Origin of the sequence: Mesorhizobium sp. CA7 (assembly GCF_020165015.1) — a bacterium.
Lineage (GTDB): Bacteria > Pseudomonadota > Alphaproteobacteria > Rhizobiales > Rhizobiaceae > Mesorhizobium.
Window position 1 is genome coordinate 1 of the sequence record NZ_JAIUHH010000005.1, and the last position, 16,638, is coordinate 16,638.

At 62.3% G+C, this 16,638-nt stretch carries 5 protein-coding genes; all 5 read right to left on the bottom strand.

Annotated elements, in window-relative coordinates; translation table 11 throughout:
- Positions 1-6,426 (bottom strand): autotransporter-associated beta strand repeat-containing protein (locus LB552_RS12375; RefSeq protein WP_224605988.1); only part of this gene is annotated, 6,426 nt, incomplete at its 3' end.
- 358 nt (positions 6,427-6,784) lie between these two features.
- Positions 6,785-8,872, bottom strand: coding sequence for a response regulator (locus LB552_RS12380; RefSeq protein ID WP_224605991.1), 2,088 nt, complete (start codon positions 8,870-8,872; stop codon positions 6,785-6,787).
- A gap of 11 nt (positions 8,873-8,883) precedes the next feature.
- A complete protein-coding gene (locus LB552_RS12385; RefSeq protein WP_318012036.1) occupies positions 8,884-14,598 on the bottom strand; it encodes a HAMP domain-containing protein in 5,715 nt (1,904 codons plus the stop codon).
- Between the two features lie 369 nt (positions 14,599-14,967).
- Positions 14,968-15,750 (bottom strand): ABC transporter ATP-binding protein, encoded by a 783-nt coding sequence (locus LB552_RS12395; protein ID WP_224605994.1) that lies wholly within the window; start codon positions 15,748-15,750, stop codon positions 14,968-14,970.
- Between the two features lie 10 nt (positions 15,751-15,760).
- Positions 15,761-16,624 carry an ABC transporter permease gene (locus tag LB552_RS12400; RefSeq protein WP_411965924.1) on the bottom strand — a complete coding sequence of 288 codons (864 nt, stop codon included), beginning with the start codon at positions 16,622-16,624 and terminating at the stop codon, positions 15,761-15,763.
- Positions 16,625-16,638: the final 14 nt, after the last annotated feature.

Below are 16,638 nucleotides of genomic sequence, written 5' to 3' on the forward strand. Positions count from 1 at the left end.
CGGCACGTTCGCCTGGCCGAAATTGACGTTGACGGCCGACGTGTTGTTGAGCGTCAGGTTGCCGCCGATGGTGAGCGCGCCTGGTGCGTTGCCGGCGTCGCCAGGGCTGAGCGTACCGCCCGCCTGAATCGTGACGTTGCCGCCGATGATGCCGATGCCGCCGAGCGTCGTGGCATTTCCGGCGGTGGTCTGGCCCGTCGCGGCGGACTGATCGCCGTTGACGAGCAGCGTGCCGGCAGTGATGATGGTGGATCCGGCATAGCTGTTGTTGCCGGTCAGCGTCGTCGTGCCGAAGCCGGACTTGGTCAGGCCGCCCGTGCCGGAGATCGTGCCGCCGAATGTGTAATTGTTGTTCAGATTGAAGGCGAGGCTGCCGTTGTTGAGCGCGCTCGGCGTGTCGAGCGCGCCGGCGGTGGTGCCGAAGCCGACCTGCAGCACCCCCGTCTCGATCGTCGTGCCGGCGCCGTAGCTGTGATTGCCGGTCAGGACCAGCGTACCGGTGCCCTGCTTGTCCAGGGTTTCGAAGCTCGCCACGTTGCTGCCGTCGAGGGTGCGGCCCGCGACAGCATTCACCTGCAGCGCGTCGCCGGCGCCGGTCTCCCCGCCGGTGCCGGCATTGATCGTTCCAGTGACGGCCCCGCCGTCCTGGAGCGCCAGCGTGTCGTTGCCGGCGCCGAGGTTTAGCGCCCCGGCGCCTGTGTTCAGCGTACCGGCCACATTGACGGTGTCGCTGCCGCCGCCAAGGTCGCCCGTCGCACGGAGAATACCGCCGGCGTTGATGTTGATGGTGTTGTTGCCGGTATCGCCAGTGATGGCGGTCTGGGTGGGGCCGGCGGCCTGAACCGTGCCGCCGACGGCCAGGGTTGAACTGCCGGTCATGGCGATGGAGGGCGTTTCCAGGCGGCCATTCACCTGCAATGTGCCGGCGCTGATGGTCGTCTTGGCAATGGCATTGTTCAGCGATGTCAGCACGCTTGTGCCCGTACCGATCTGCGCCAGGGTGCCGGGCCCGCTCAGCGTGCCGCCGAACGCAAAAGTGTCGCTGCGATTGAGGGACAGGGTGGACGTTGGAGAATTGACGATGACGTTGCCGACACCGGCATTGCCGGTAGTGCCGCCATTGCCGATCATCAGATTGCCGTCATTGATGACGGTGTTGCCCGAATAGGTGTTGTTGCCGGTGAGAACCCAAGTACCGCCGTCGTTCTTGGCGAGCGTCGTGGCGCCGGTGCCGTTGTCGCCGATGGCGCCGCCCATCGTGTTAAGCCCGGTGTTGGTGCCGCCGAGCGCAATCGTGCGCGTCGCGTTGGTGCCGGTCAGGCCGACCGTCCCGGTGTTCGCGAAGACGAGCGCGCCGGTTCCCGAGGACTGGATATAGGTCACACCGGTATCGAGCGTGAACTGACGGTTGGTCGTGTCTCCCGCGCCGACGTAACGCAACGTGGAGTCCTTGCCGATCACCAGGTTGCCGGCCGCGTTGGAGGACGCACCGATGCTGCTGGCCATGCCGCCATCGGCCAGCTTGTCGACGATCAGTATGCCGCCGCCGATGGTGGTCGCGCCCGTATAGCTGCTGGCCTGATTGGTCAGGCGCCAGGTGCCGGTGCCGGTCTTGGCGAGCGAGGTGACGCCGGCGACATTGTCGTCCAGTCGGGCGGCCAGGATATTGGTGCCGGCATTGGTGCCGGCCAACGTCAAGGTGCGCGGACCGTTGCCGGCCAGGGTTACCGGGCCGCCATAGGTGAACTGTATGGGGCCGGTGCCCGAAGAATCGAGCGTGGCGCCGCCCGCGCCAAGCGTGAACTGCCGGTCGGTCATGGTGGCCGCGCCGACATATTGCAGAGTAGCGCCGTTGCCGATCACCAGATTCGCCGGATTGGAAGACGAGGCGCCGATCGAGCTGTTGACGCCGCCATTCGCCAGGCAGGTAACCTGGAGCGTGCCGCCATTGATGACCGTGCTGCCGGTAAAGCTGCTGTTGCAGCCGGCGAGCGCCTGTATGTTGGCGCCGTTCTTGATCAGCCCGCCGGCGCCGTTGATGGCGCCTGCGTAGGTGTAGTTGCCGAGGCTGTTGATCGTCAGTGTCGCGTTGCCCAGGCTGATGCTCCCGCCGACGGCGCCGCCGCCGTTAAGGCCGCTCACCACCGTATCATAACCGTTGAGGTCGAGCAGCACTCCGGCCGTGTTGTTCAGGGTCATGACGCCCTGCGGGCCAAAGGCATTGGTCGTCCCTGCGCGCAATATGCCGCCCGACACCGTGGTATTGCCGGTCGAGGTGTTGATGCCCGACAGAATCAACGTGCCGGAGCCGGTCTTGGCGAAGCTGCCTGCCCCGATGACATTGCCGGTGAAGGTCATCGTCGTGGCGGCGTTGGATACGCCGATGGCACCGGTCCCTCCCAGCAACTGGAAACCGCGGTCGGTGATGACGTTGCCGCCGGTATAGATCAGCGAGGCGTTGTTGAAGACCAGATTGGTCGGAACGTTGCTCGATGCGCCGATGCCGCTGGCGATACCGCCGTTGCGGATGCAATCGGTGCTGATATCGCCGCCTTGCAGACTAGTGGGCCCGGTATAGCTGTTGTTGCAGCCGGTGAAGGTCTGGGTGCCGCCGCCGGTGCGCAGGATGCCACCGGTGCCGCCGATCGTGCCCGAATAGCTGCCGTTGCCGCCATTGATCTGCAGCGTGGCCGAACCCAGCGCGACATTGCCGCCATTGGCACCGCCGCCATTGAGGGCGCCGATGACAGTGTTGAAATTGTTGAGATCGAGCTGCGCGCCGGCCACATTGGCGAGCGTCATTGGTCCACTCCCCAGGGCGTTCGTGGTGCCCGCGCGCAGGATGCCGGCATTGACCGTATTGCCGCCGGTATAGGTATTGGCCGCGGTCAGGACCAGAGTGCCCGCGCCGTTCTTCGTCAGGGCGCCGCCGCCCACCACCTGGCCACCGACCGTCAGCGTCGTGCCGCCCGCGCTGACGTCGACGACGCCGCCGCCAGTCCCCAGGGTGAAGCCGCGATTGGTGGTGGTCGTGACGCCGGTATAGCGCAACCCGCCACCGCCGCTCAGCGTCAGGTTGGCCGGAGCGCTGCTGCTCTGGCCGATCGGGCTGACCTGTCCGCCGTTGGGCAGCGTGCTCATCGCCAACAGGCCGCCGGTGACGGCGACGGCGCCGGTAAAGTCGTTATTTGAGTTGGCGAGCGTCAGCGTGCCGGCGCCGCTTTTGGTGAATCCGGCGCCATCGGCGCTGGTGACGAGCCCCGAAAAGACCAGATTGGCGTTCGCATTGGTGACCTCGACCCCGGCACCCAGGATAGCGCCCGACTTGCCGAAGGTGAAACCGCGGTCGCTGGTGTCGCCGGCTCCGGTATAGCGCAGCGTGCTGCCTTCCAGCACCAGATTGGACGAATTCGCCGAGGACGCGCCGATGCTGCTCGCCGCGCCGCCATTGCCGATGCTGGCCACCGCCAGCGTGCCCTGCACGACGCGCGTGGCGCCGGTATAGCTGTTGGCCGTGTTGGTGAGGGTGACGAGTCCCGTGCCTGCCTTGGTGAACCCCATGCCCGGACCATTGTCGACGATCTGCGAAGCGATGGTGAAATTGCCGGTACTGTTCTGCTGGATCCCCAGCACGCCGCCATTGGCGCCGGTCATCTTGCCGCCGGTGATCAACTGGTTGTTGCCCAGCACCGTCGGGGCGACGATGATCGTGCCGTCCACGCCCAGCGTCTCGCCGGGGTTGACGGTCACGGTGGTGGAAACCGCCTGGGTATACCGCAGGCCGCCGAGCTGCTTGGTGCCGGTCACCGTGCCGAAAAAGCCGGTCACATCCGTGATGAACTCGTTGTCCAGCCAATTGGCGGCATTGTCCTTGTCGGTGTAATCGGCATCGGTGAAGGCCGCGATATTGCCGCCCACCACTTTCGCATAGTCGGTGCCGTTGACCGTGGCCCACCCGCCGAGCGACGTATTGGTGGTGGTGATGTTGCCGCTGGTCGGCAGGTTGAAATTCATCAGCCCGCCCGTGCGGGTTATGGCGCCGAGGTTGACGGTCAGGCTGCCGCCGGTGCCGGATACCGCACTGATCGTGTTGTTGCCGGCTGTAATCGTCAGGCCGTCGAAAGTCTGAGTGTCGCTCTCGTTCGCGGCGCCGGTCACGTTCAGCGTGCCACCAGACATGACCAGAGCGGAACCGCTGCCGACGATATTGCTCGTCGGGCCGCCGGCCGCGCTGAAGTCGAGAGCGAGCGTGCCCCCGCCGATGGTCGTGTCGCCGGTATAGGTGCTCGCACCGGTCAGCGTCTGGATGCTGTTGCCCGTTTTGCTGAGCCCGCCGCTGCCGGAGATGCTGCCGCCGAAGCTCGCGCTGGTGCCCGTCGGCCCGTCTATCGTCAGTTTCGCGCCGCCCAGGGCCAGTGTGCCGCCAGTACCCGTCAGGGTGGTCAACGTCTGGTCGAAGCCGTTGAGATCCAGCGTGCCGCCGTTGACCTGGAAGGTCTTGGAGCCGGCGAAGGCCGTGGCCGATCCCGCGCGCAGCGTGCCGCTGTCGACGATGGTCTGGCCGGTATAGGTGTTCGCACCCGAGACGACCCAGGTTCCAGCGCCGGCGCCGCGCAAGTTGCCGGCGCCCGAGATCACGCCCGAAACCACATTGTCCGCGCCGGTGAAACCTCCGCCCAGCGTGCCGGTGCCGCTAAGGCCCATGTTCCCGCTCAAAGCCAGCGCACCGGTCCCATCGTTGCTGAACGTGCCGCTGAGACTCCAGTCGCGGTTTGTGCTGGCGCCCGTGCCGGTGTAGCTCAGGGTTCCGCTGATGTTTGTCGAGTTCCCCGCTCCTACCGAACTGGCGATGCCAGCATTCGCCAGAGTGCCCGCTTCCACCTTTCCCGCGCCGCCGATGCTGCCGATTGAAAAGGTGTTGGCATCGCCAAGCCTCAGGACCTGTCCGGCATTCGCATTGAAAACGACGTTATTTCCGCTGATGACGCCAAGCAGCTCAAGGTCGGCCGTTGCCGCCGTGAAAGAAGGCGCCTGAGCGAGAGAAGTCTTGTTCACCGAAATGGCGCCCGTCAGCGTTAGTGTCCCGGTGCCGCTATTGCTCAGGCCCGTACCGCGATAGCCGTTGGAGGTCAGGGCCCAATTGCGGTTCGACACATCGCCATCGCCGATATAGATGGCAATGCGAGTACCGGCGGTTCCGCTCGGATTTGATATGCCGATGGTGCCGGCCGCGACCGTGGTCGGCGCTCCTAGGGAACTGGCCTGACCCAGATTGCCGATCGAGGAGAAGGTGGAGCTGCCAGCGCCAACGAAGCTGGTGGCACCGGTGTAGTTGTTGGTATCGTCGGTCAGGTTCACCCCGGGATTGACGGAAAGGCCACCCGTGCCGGTGAAATGGGCGCCGCCGATACCCGCCCCAAAGAGGCTGACCGCCGTGCCGCTGAGTGTGACGGTGCGTCCGGTCAGGCTGCCGCCGGTCGTGCCGATGTTCAGCGCCCCGCCCGAGATGATGATGTTGTTGCCGACATCGCCCAGAGCCGCAGCGCCGCTGGCGGTCAACGAACCGTTGACGTTGATATCGCCGACGAAGCTGTTGGTGCCGGTCAGTGAGAGCGCGGCCCCGCCGGTGATCACCGGGCTGCTGCCGAAGCTGTTGTTGCCGGTGAGGGACAAGGTGCCGGCGTTCACGGTCAGGCCGCCGGTGAAGCTGTTGTTGCCCGTCAGCGTCAGCGTTCCCGCGCCGGCCTTGATCACTGCGCCCGTGCCGTTGATCGTCGAGTTGATCGTCGCGGTGCCGGTCGTGACCGAAAGCGTAGGGTTGACCCCGCCGAGAGTGAGCGTGCTGCCCGTAACGGTGTAGCCACTGACCTCGAATGTCATGTTGTGGACGGTGATCGGCGCGCCGAGGGTGACGGTTCCCGCCGTGCCGCCAAAGAAGGCGTCGTCGAGCGCGCCGTTGTTCCAGGCACTATAGGGGCCGCTCACACCGTCATTGCTGGCGCTCCAGACTGACGTGCTCAGATCCCAAACGCCGGTGCCGCCGCGGTTGAGCGATGTGTTGTTGACGTCCCAGTAGAGGTTGGCTGCCGCAGCCGGTGTTGTCGCGGCAAGCCCTGCAAGGAACGCCAACGGCAGAAGCGTGCCCTTCATCGTATGGACGACGAATGCTGACAAACCGACGGCTTGTGGGGCGTAGCTGGCCGCTTGGCCCTTCCATTTGGTCATGCGTCCGCCGCGCAGCAGGCGCGAGAAGATGGCGTCGCGCCTCTCCCGCTGCCCCAAGCGGCCCAGACGCCCTTGGGACGATGCGCGTTCGGGATGCTGGGTATCGGCTTTCAGGTTCGGGTCAGGATTCTGCTCACCGGCGCTTTCGCCGGATCGAGAATGGTCGTGGATCGTCCTGCCGCCACCGGGCAATCCCACCATGTTGTCCCCCGCCTAAGTCTCTGGTTAACAAAGTCTTGCTTGAATGGAGATTTGGCATCAAGGCATAGTCAACAATATGAAGTATATCGTAAAGTCCTCTCTTATAAAAAAAGTGCGTTTTCCCTTGCTGGCTCACAGATTACCGGACCGTGACTCGATTCCCACAGTGGTCAACACGCTGCGAGGCAACAAGTGAAGAGATGCGATACGTTTATATAAGCGCAGTCTAATTTTTAAACTTTCCGGCTACATCGGCAGCAGCGCGTCTCTCGGCCCCGCAGCAGCATGGTGCCTAGCGGCTGTTCTCGGATTCAATCCATTGGCGCGAAAGACCGGTTGGCCACTGCCAAATCTTGATCTAACCGGAGCCGGCAGTCGGCCGGCCGCCGACTGGCTTCAAGGCGCTGACCCGCAAGATGCTCTCGATGAGATCTTTTTCCCGGAACGGCTTGTTGACCAATGGCACGTCCGATGGGCGGTTTGAAATTGCCTCAGCGTCGGCATAGCCGGTTATCATAACCGCTGGCCAATCGGAGCGCAGGTTGCGCGCGAAGCGAATTACCTCGACTCCGGACACGAGCGGCATTGCGAAATCGGTGACAATCACGTCGAACTCATGCGGTGTCCGTTCAATAATTGCCAGCGCCTCGGCACCCCCTGCTGCGCATGTCACTGTAAACCCGTGTTGCCGAAGCGATTCCGCGGTCAGCTGCCGCAATCCGCTGCTGTCGTCGATCAATAGAAGCGAAGGGAAAGCCTTCCCTGCAGTCTCGACCAGGACTCTCTCTCCATCCAGATCTGCCACATTGTCGGAAGGCTGCTCCGCTGAACGCGGCAGCCACAGCTCCATGGATGTTCCGCGCCCGACGAGGCTGTCTATGCGAAGCGCGCCGCCCGATTGCTTCATGAAACCGTATACCGTGCTGAGACCAAGCCCGGTGCCTTTCCCGACGGGCTTCGTCGTGAAAAACGGTTCGACGACCTTGGTCAGAATCTCCTTCGGGATGCCGGCACCGGTGTCCTTGACGGTGAGGACTACATACTCTCCGGCCGCCAGGTCTTCGGAAGGTATTTTGATGACCCGATTTTGCGCCTGCACGGCAATTGTCCCGCCGGAGGGCATCGCGTCGCGCGCGTTGAACACCAGATTCATCAACGCCAACTCCAATTGGCCGACGTCGACATGCGCGGGCCAAACGGAGTTGTCGACCTCCCACTCAAAGCGGATCAGGCCGCCGAGCACGGGAGCCACCAAGCCGTTCATCGTATCTTCCAGCGCGGCCAGCCGCACTGCCGTCGGCTTCAGATTCTGACGCCGCGAAAAGGCAAGCATGCGGTTGACAAGTTCGGCGCCTTGCTTCGCGGAGCGGCGAGTGAGTTCAACGATCTTCTTTGCTTGCTCGTCAAGCGTAAGCTGCCTCTCGAGCAATCCTAGTCCGCTCAGAACCGCGGCAAGCAGATTGTTGAAATCGTGTGCCAGCCCTCCGGTGAGTTTCCCGACCGCTTCGAGGCGCTGTGACTGAAGAAGTTGATTTTCGAGCTCACGCCGCTCGGTCACGTCAAGCAAAGTGCCGAGGATTTCAGGTCGGCGTCCGTCGACACCTTTCGACAGGATTCCTTGGTCGAGAAAGATACGATATTTGCCATCGGCGCACTGCCAGCGGAACTCGCATGTGTAGGAGCCTGTCACCTTTGCCGCCAATAAAGCTTCCCGCACCCTGGGTAGATCTTCCGGATGCACCCGGCTCAGCCCAAACCGCGGCTCGGACGTCAGTCGCTCAGGCGGGAATCCCGTCAGACGTTCGACACCTTTTGAAACAAACCGGGCTGCAAAGGGCGGCTCGGCGAACCTGGCGTGAAAACAGACGGGCAAGGATCCAAGAATGGCCTCCTGCCGTTCTTCGGCGCCGCGCAGCGATCGTTCGGCCTCGAGCTTTTGTTTTTCGGCCTGCAAGGCCTTCGCCAGCAGTGCCTGTTCGGCGACCGCATTGCGCTGGATCTCGAGCGTCTTTTCGTGAAGCTCGACGAATACAGCCACTTTCGATCGCAGCATCGCGGGGTCGAAGGGCTTGAACATATAGTCCACTGCGCCGGCGTCGTAGCCACGCAGCATATGAGCATCTTCCTTGTTGATAGCCGTGAGGAAGATGAGAGGGGTTCGTCTGGACTGTTCGCGCTGGCGGATCAACGCGGCTGTTTCGTAGCCGTCGAGGCCCGGCATCAAAACATCCAGCAAGATAACGGCGAAATCCTCCTTTAGGAGGCAGCGCAGAGCCTCCTCGCCGGATTGCACAGCGACGACTTCCGCGAGTGGAGTGAGAACTTCTTCGATCGCCAACAGGTTTCGTTCGTCATCATCGACCGCCAGGATGCGTGCCTTTGACGGATTGTCCGCCAACTGCACAATCTCCAGTTTCTTCGAACGTATCCGCGACAGCCTTTGCATCGGGCATCCCGTCAGCTGACTGACCTAAGCAGATTTTGGGATGTCTCGACCCGATCCCGAGAGCGACCGATCCAGACCCGCAGCAGTGCCAACAGCAGGTCGAGATCGACAGGCTTGGCAATATAGTCGGAAGCCCCGGCTTCCAGGCATTTCTGCCGGTCGCCTTTCATCGCCTTTGCTGTCACCGATATCAACGGAATATGCGCGATGGAGGGTGTGTTGCGGATACTCCTCATCGTCTCGTAGCCGTCCATCTCCGGCATCATGATGTCGATCAAGGCTGCGTCGACGTCGGCATTCTCCTCCAGCAACGCTATCCCATCGCGACCGCGCTCAGCGTGAAGGACTTCGATATCGTAGGTCTCAAGGACGCTCGTCAGCGAATAGATGTTTCGAATATCGTCATCGACGATCAGGACTTTCGCGCCCGCAAGATTCGACCTGTTGTCAGCTCGTTCGGCACCTGCCCCGCTTTCCTCGCGCAATCCTCCCGGAAGCGTCGCAGATATATGGAGAGCCAATTGAGCAAAATTCTCAGCTCGGGGGACCGAGGACAAAGCGGGATTCAACGCCAGCACCTGTTCAACTGCCTCTGAATGAGGGGCAAAAAACAGCAGCGGGGGAAGGCCGTCTGAAAACTGGTTGGTGAGCTCGTCAAGGGCCCGCGCATTATCCCTGGCAGACTTTCCAAGCCCAAGGACAACCGCATCGAATGAGGCGAGGTCGATGTCCTCCGCGGTTGCCGCGCGACTGATTGCGGTGACCGAGGTGACGCCGTCCCGGATCGTCTCGACCAGGGAAAGTCGGCGCTCGGGATCGGAGTCGGCCACAAGCACCCGGCGCTGGACGCGCAGGTTCCTCGAATGAATTTCCTGGAACACCTTCACCAGCTCTTCGGATGACACCGGTTTGGTCGAGATGCTCGATGCCCCTTTGCGAGCCAGGCTATCGATGTCTTCCGCTCCGGAAATCACATGAATGGGAATGCCGGCGGTCTTCGGATCATGGCGCAGCAGGTCGAAGAGCACCCATCCATCGATGTCCGCAAGGCCGAGGTCCAGCGTGATCGCGTCCGGCACCAGTTTGCGGGCCAGCGCCAAGGTTCCGGAGCCTGCGGTCGAAAGGACGCCTTTCAACCCGGCAGACCGTGCCAGGCCCAGCAGCAGACCGCCAAAGGTCGGGTCGTCCTCGACGATCAAAACGACCCTGTCTTGCGCCGATATAGCGTCGCGATCGTCCATCAATTCCGCCGACGGCAAACCGCTGGGCGCCGCTGTCGTCGCGATTGCCTCGGTGGCCGGAAGCAGTTCCGGCTGGCTGGCGGCGGCAACCCTGGGACCATCGATCGGAATGACGAGCGTGAACGTCGATCCTTTGCCGGGAATGCTTTCAACTCTTAGCTCACCGCCGAGCAAACGGGCGATCTCACGGCTGATCGAGAGCCCAAGTCCGGTTCCTCCATATTTGCGGCTGGTCGTGCCGTCGGCCTGCTGGAACGCCTCGAAAATCAATTTCTGCTTGTCTTCCGGGATGCCGATACCGGTGTCGGTCACCGCTATGGCAAGTGCTTTCCTGGGCAGCTTGGCGCCGTTGCGGCGTCCCGCCTTTTCCATTCTGAAACTCAGGCTGACCTTGCCTTCGGAGGTGAACTTGAAGGCGTTCGACAGCAGGTTGAGCACGATCTGCTGCAACCGCTTCTCGTCCGTACGCACGGTTTCCGGAAGAGCGGGATCGACATTGATGGTAAAGCCCAGACCCTTGTCGGCTGCAAGCTGGCGGAACGTGCGCTCCATATGCTGTCGCAAATGGGCGACTGGCATATCGTTGATGTCGATCGAGACCGTGCCGGACTCGATCTTCGACAAATCGAGAATGTCGTTGATCAGGCTGAGAAGATCCGTGCCGGCCGAATTGATGGTGCGAGCAAACTCGACCTGCTTTTCATTGAGGTTGCCCTGCTGGTTCGTGGCAAGCAGATTTGAAAGAATGAGAAGCGAATTGAGCGGGGTTCTGAGCTCATGACTCATGTTGGCGAGGAACTCGGATTTGTACTTGGAGGTAAGCGCCAGCTGCTCGGCTTTCTCCTCAAGCGCCCGGCGCGCCATCTCGATTTCGAGATTTTTGTTTTCGACCTGCTTCTTCTCATTCTCCAGAAGTTGAGCCTTCTCCTGGAGTTCCTCGTTCGTGGCGTGCAGTTCCTCCTGCTTTTTCGTCAGTTCGGTCTGACGCGCCTGCAGCTCGGATGTCAGCAATTGCGATTGCTTGAGCAGGCCCTCGGTGCGCATCGTCGCCGCGATCGTGTTGAGGACGATGCCGACCGATTCCATCAGCTGATTGAGAAACGATTGGTGCGTGTCGCGGAACTCGCTGAAGGATGCGAGCTCGATGACAGCCTTGACCTCATCTTCGAACAAGGCAGGTAGAATGATGACGTTTGCCGGCGAGGCGCTGCCAAGCCCCGATGTGACGCGCAAAAAGTCCGGCGGAACATTGTCGAGCATAATGGCTCGCTTGTCGGCAGCACTTTGTCCGACGAGACCCTCACGCAGATCGAGGCGTTGCTTGATTGCCGCCTTGCTCTCGGCACCATAGGACGCCGCCAGTTCCAGATAGGACTCCTCCTCGTCCCGATTGGTCACGTAAAAGACGCCGTATTGCGCGTTCACAAGCGGAGCGAGCTCGGACATGATGAGACGCGATACCGTGGCGAGATCGCGCTCTCCCTGCAGCATGCGGGAGAAACGCGCGAGATTTGTCTTCAGCCAATCTTGCTCGGCGTTCTTCAACGTCTGATCCTTGAGATTGCGGATCATCTCGTTGATGTTGTCCTTGAGCGCGGCGACCTCTCCGGAAGCCTCGACGCTGATCGAGCGCGTCAGATCGCCCTTCGTCACCGCTGTCGAGACCTCGGCGATTGCGCGGACCTGCGTGGTCAGATTGGCCGCCAACTGATTGACGTTGTCCGTAAGATCGCGCCACAGACCGGCGGCGCCAGGCACGCGTGCCTGGCCTCCAAGCTTGCCTTCGATGCCGACTTCGCGCGCGACATTGGTCACCTGGTCGGCAAAGGTGGCGAGCGTTTCGATCATCCCGTTGATGGTGTCCGCCAGGGAGGCGATTTCGCCCTTCGCGTCCACAGTCAGCTTGCGTTTGAGATTGCCTTGCGCAACCGCAGTCACGACGTCGGCGATGCCGCGCACCTGGTTGGTCAGATTGGTGGCCATCAGGTTGACGTTGTCGGTCAGATCCTTCCAGGTGCCGGCCACGCCGCGCACTTCGGCCTGACCGCCAAGCTTTCCTTCCGTGCCGACTTCACGTGCGACGCGTGTCACCTCGCCGGCGAAGGAGTTCAGCTGGTCGACCATGGTGTTGATGGTCGACTTGAGCTCGAGGATTTCGCCCTTCACGTCGACGGTGATCTTCTTCGATAGATCGCCTCGCGCGACCGCCGTCGTCACTTCGGCGATGTTGCGAACCTGGCCGGTCAGATTCTCGGCCATCGAGTTCACGTTGTCGGTCAAGTCCTTCCATGTACCGGCCACGCCTCGCACCTGGGCTTGGCCGCCGAGCTTTCCTTCGGTGCCGACTTCGCGCGCCACGCGAGTCACCTCGCCGGCGAAGGAGTTCAGCTGATCGACCATGGTGTTGATCGTCGACTTGAGCTCGAGGATCTCGCCCTTGACGTCCACGGTGATCTTCTTTGAAAGGTCGCCGAGCGCCACGGCCGTGGTCACTTCCGCGATGTTGCGCACCTGGCCCGTCAGGTTGGCCGCCATCGCGTTCACATTGTCGGTCAGGTCCTTCCAGGTGCCGCCCACGCCTCTGACCTGCGCTTGGCCGCCGAGCTTGCCGTCCGAACCGACCTCGCGCGCCACGCGCGTCACCTCCGAGGCAAAGGAATTCAGCTGATCAACCATCGTGTTGATCACGTCCTTGATCTGCAGGATCTCTCCCAAAGCATCGACGGTGATCTTCTGCGTCAGATCGCCGGTCGCGATCGCGGTTGCGACCTTGGACACGTCACGCAACTGCACGGTCAGATTGCCGGCCATGGCGTTGACGTTGTCGGTCAGGTCTTTCCAAGTGCCGCCGACGCCTTCCACATGGGCCTGGCCGCCGAGCTTGCCTTCCGAACCGACCTCGCGCGCCACGCGCGTGACTTCGGAGGCGAAGGAGTTCAGCTGGTCGACCATCGTGTTGACGGTATCCTTGAGCTCGAGGATCTCGCCTTTGACGTCCACGGTGATCTTCTTGGAAAGGTCGCCGCGGGCGACGGCTGTCGTAACCTCGGCGATGTTTCGAACCTGGCCAGTCAGGTTGGCCGCCATCAGATTGACGTTGTCGGTCAGGTCTTTCCAGGTGCCCCCGACGCCCCTCACCTCTGCCTGCCCGCCGAGCTTGCCTTCCGTGCCCACTTCGCGCGCAACGCGCGTGACTTCGGAGGCGAAGGAGTTCAGCTGATCGACCATCGTATTGATGGTATCCTTGAGCTCGAGTATCTCCCCCTGCACTGCCACCGTGATCTTTTTCGACAGGTCACCCGAAGCAACCGCCGTCGTGACCTCGGCAATGTTGCGCACTTGGCCGGTGAGGTTCTCGGCCATGGAATTGACGTTGTCGGTCAGGTCTTTCCAGGTGCCGGCGACGCCGCGAACCTGGGCCTGGCCGCCGAGCTTGCCCTCGGTGCCGACCTCGCGCGCGACGCGCGTGACCTCGGATGCGAACGAGTTCAACTGATCGACCATCGTGTTGATGGTGTTCTTGAGTTCCAGGATCTCGCCCTTCACGTCGACGGTGATCTTCTTCGAGAGATCGCCCAGCGCGACCGCCGTCGTCACCTCGGCAATGTTGCGAACCTGGCCGGTCAGATTCTCGGCCATCGAGTTCACATTGTCGGTGAGGTCCTTCCACGTGCCGCCGACGCCTTCGACCCGCGCCTGGCCCCCGAGCTTGCCTTCCGTGCCGACCTCGCGCGCGACGCGCGTCACTTCCGATGCGAACGAGTTCAACTGATCGACCATCGTGTTGATGGTGTTCTTGAGCTCGAGGATCTCGCCCTTCACATCGACAGTGATCTTCTTAGACAAATCGCCTGACGCCACCGCAGTGGTCACCTCGGCGATGTTGCGCACCTGGCCGGTAAGGTTGGTGGCCATGGCGTTGACGTTGTCGGTCAGGTCCTTCCACGTGCCGGCCACGCCCTTCACCCGCGCTTGTCCGCCGAGCTTTCCCTCCGTTCCAACCTCACGCGCGACACGTGTCACTTCGGAGGCAAAGGAAGCCAGTTGCCCCACCATCGTGTTGACGATCTTGCCTATGCGCAGGAACTCCCCGCGCAGCGGGCGGCCGTCGATTTCGACCATCATTGTCTGGGAAAGGTCGCCCTTGGCCACTGCCCCGATGACGCGGGCCACTTCGGCGGTCGGTTGAACCATGTCTTCGATCAGGTCGTTGACCGACCTGACGCTTGATTCCCAGCTGCCGGTGGCATTGCGGACATGACCCCGCTCGCCAATTCTCCCGTCCTTGCCGACGACCCTGCTCAGTCGCTCAAACTCCTTCGTCACCTGATCGTTGAGTTCGACGATCTGGTTGAAGGCATCGGCAATATCGGAATCGATTCCTTCGTAGATGTTGTCGATCCGGACGGAAAAGTCGCCTCGCCTGAAGGCCTTTAAGGAATTGAGAATCTGACGACGATCTAATTGCGCCCTTGATGCCTGCACGTTCACAGTGCCCCTCCCCAGTCCACCTGTTTGTGAAGAAACTGATGATCAGATGAAGTCCCGCCCTCGCGGCGAGGTATACAATTCACCGCAAGCTCCACAACGTGGTGGGCGCCAATTTGTTCCGACACGCAGATCGAATCTTATCCGCACGCCGGCAAACGCTTAAAAAAGCGCGAGGGCTCGCCCGTTATTTGGCTTGCTTTGCCTTGGATTGCTTGGCGTAGTCAGCCCAATCGGAAGCTGCGACACCGCCGCCCGCAGGCTCTTGTCAACTTTGGCGAACCGCTTCGTAAGCTATTGACGGAGAAGGATTATGTTAGTCGCAGAGGGGCGATTCCGCAGGCGGCCCGGCAAGGCCGGCTCGCCTCATGCCATCTCTGGACGTCTTGAAGCTTCGCGGATCGCCTTGTGAACATTGCGCTGCAGGTCCATGAACTCCGCGCTTTCCACGACCTCTTCCCGGCGCGGGCGCTCTATGTCGACGTTGAAGGTTCGCATGATGCGTCCCGGGCCGATCCCCATGAGGACGATGCGGTCGGACAGATAGACGGCCTCCTCCACGTCATGGGTGACGAAGAGCACGGTCAGCCGGTGCTCCTCCCAGATCTGCGTCAGCAGCTCCTGCATCTGGTGCCTAGTCAAGGCGTCGAGCGCGCCGAAGGGCTCGTCCATGAGCAGCATCTTGGGCCGATAGGACAGCGCCCGCGCGATGGCGACGCGCTGCTTCATGCCGCCCGACAGTTCCGACGGGTAAAGGTCGGCGCAGTGCGGAAGCTTGACGAGGTCGAGATGCTCGCGCGCGATCCTGCGGCAGGTCGAGCGATCATAGCCGGCGGCCTTGAGGGCAAATTCTATGTTCTGCTGCGCCGTCAGCCAGGGCAGCAGCGTGTAGGACTGGAAGACGACGCCGCGGTCGAGCCCGGGCTTGAGGATCGGCGAGCCGTCGATGTCGAGTTCGCCCGCGTCGAAATCCTGCAGCCCGGCCACGATCGACAGCAGCGTGCTCTTGCCGCAACCCGACGTGCCCACCAGCGAGACGAACTCGTTGTCGGCAAGGTCGAGATTGATGTCGCGCAGCACCTCGGTGCGCCGCTCCCCGGTGCCAAAGCTCTTATGGAGGCCTTCGATGCGAAGTTTGGGCAAGCTCATCGGCCGAACCTCATTGCGCGTGCCCTTCCTGCCGGAACAGCACCTTTCCCAACGCCTTCATCACCTGGTCGGTGATGAGACCGAGCACGCCCAGGAGCAGGATGTAGCCGATGATGGTGTTGGTCTGGAAATAGCGCTGCGACACGGTGATGCGGTAGCCGAGGCCGGATGTCGCCGCGACGAGCTCAGCCAGCACGAGCCAGGTCCACGCCCAGCCCAGGCTGATGCGCAGCGTGTCCCAGATGCCCGGCAGAGCGCTGGGCACCACGATGCGCGTCAGGATCTTGCGGTCCGGCAGGCCGAGCGTCCTGCCGAGGCCGACGAAATCCGTCGGAACCCGCTTCACATTGTCCATGATCATCAGGACCTGCTGGAAGAAGGTGCCGATAAAGATGATCAGGAACTTCTGGGCGTCGCCGGTGCCCGACCAAAGGATCGAAAGCGGCACGAAGGCGACCACCGGCATATAGCGGATGAAATCCACCAGCGGCTCGATGGCGGCTTCCCAGACCCTGAAGCTGCCGATCAGCACGCCGATCGGTATCGCCAGCGCCGAGGCGATCAGGAAGCCGACGGAGATGCGGTATATCGAGGCCTTGAGGTCCAGCCACAGCGTGCCGTCGCTCCAGAGCTTGCCGAGCTGTCCCGCCACGCTTTCCGGAGAAGGCAGGAAGATGGGCTTCACCAGCTCCAGGCCTGTTGCCGCCCACCAGGCGAGGCCTAGGCCGGCAAAAACGGCCACGGCGATCATCAGGAAACGCGACCGCGTGATGGGCGCGCCGATTCCGGAGGATCGGCGGCGCGGCACCGGTCGCGCAGCCGGTCCTTGCGCGGGGCCGGGCTGGCTCGTTTTGGCGGCGCGCTGCTCGGACATCCGCGCTACCACCG

Bases quoted from the DNA above. Each gene is read 5' to 3' on its own strand.
- LB552_RS12380 (WP_224605991.1), bottom strand. From the start codon at position 8,872: ATGCAAAGGCTGTCGCGGATACGTTCGAAGAAACTGGAGATTGTGCAG.
- LB552_RS12395 (WP_224605994.1), bottom strand. From the start codon at position 15,750: ATGAGCTTGCCCAAACTTCGCATCGAAGGCCTCCATAAGAGCTTTGGC.
- LB552_RS12400 (WP_411965924.1), bottom strand. From the start codon at position 16,624: ATGTCCGAGCAGCGCGCCGCCAAAACGAGCCAGCCCGGCCCCGCGCAA.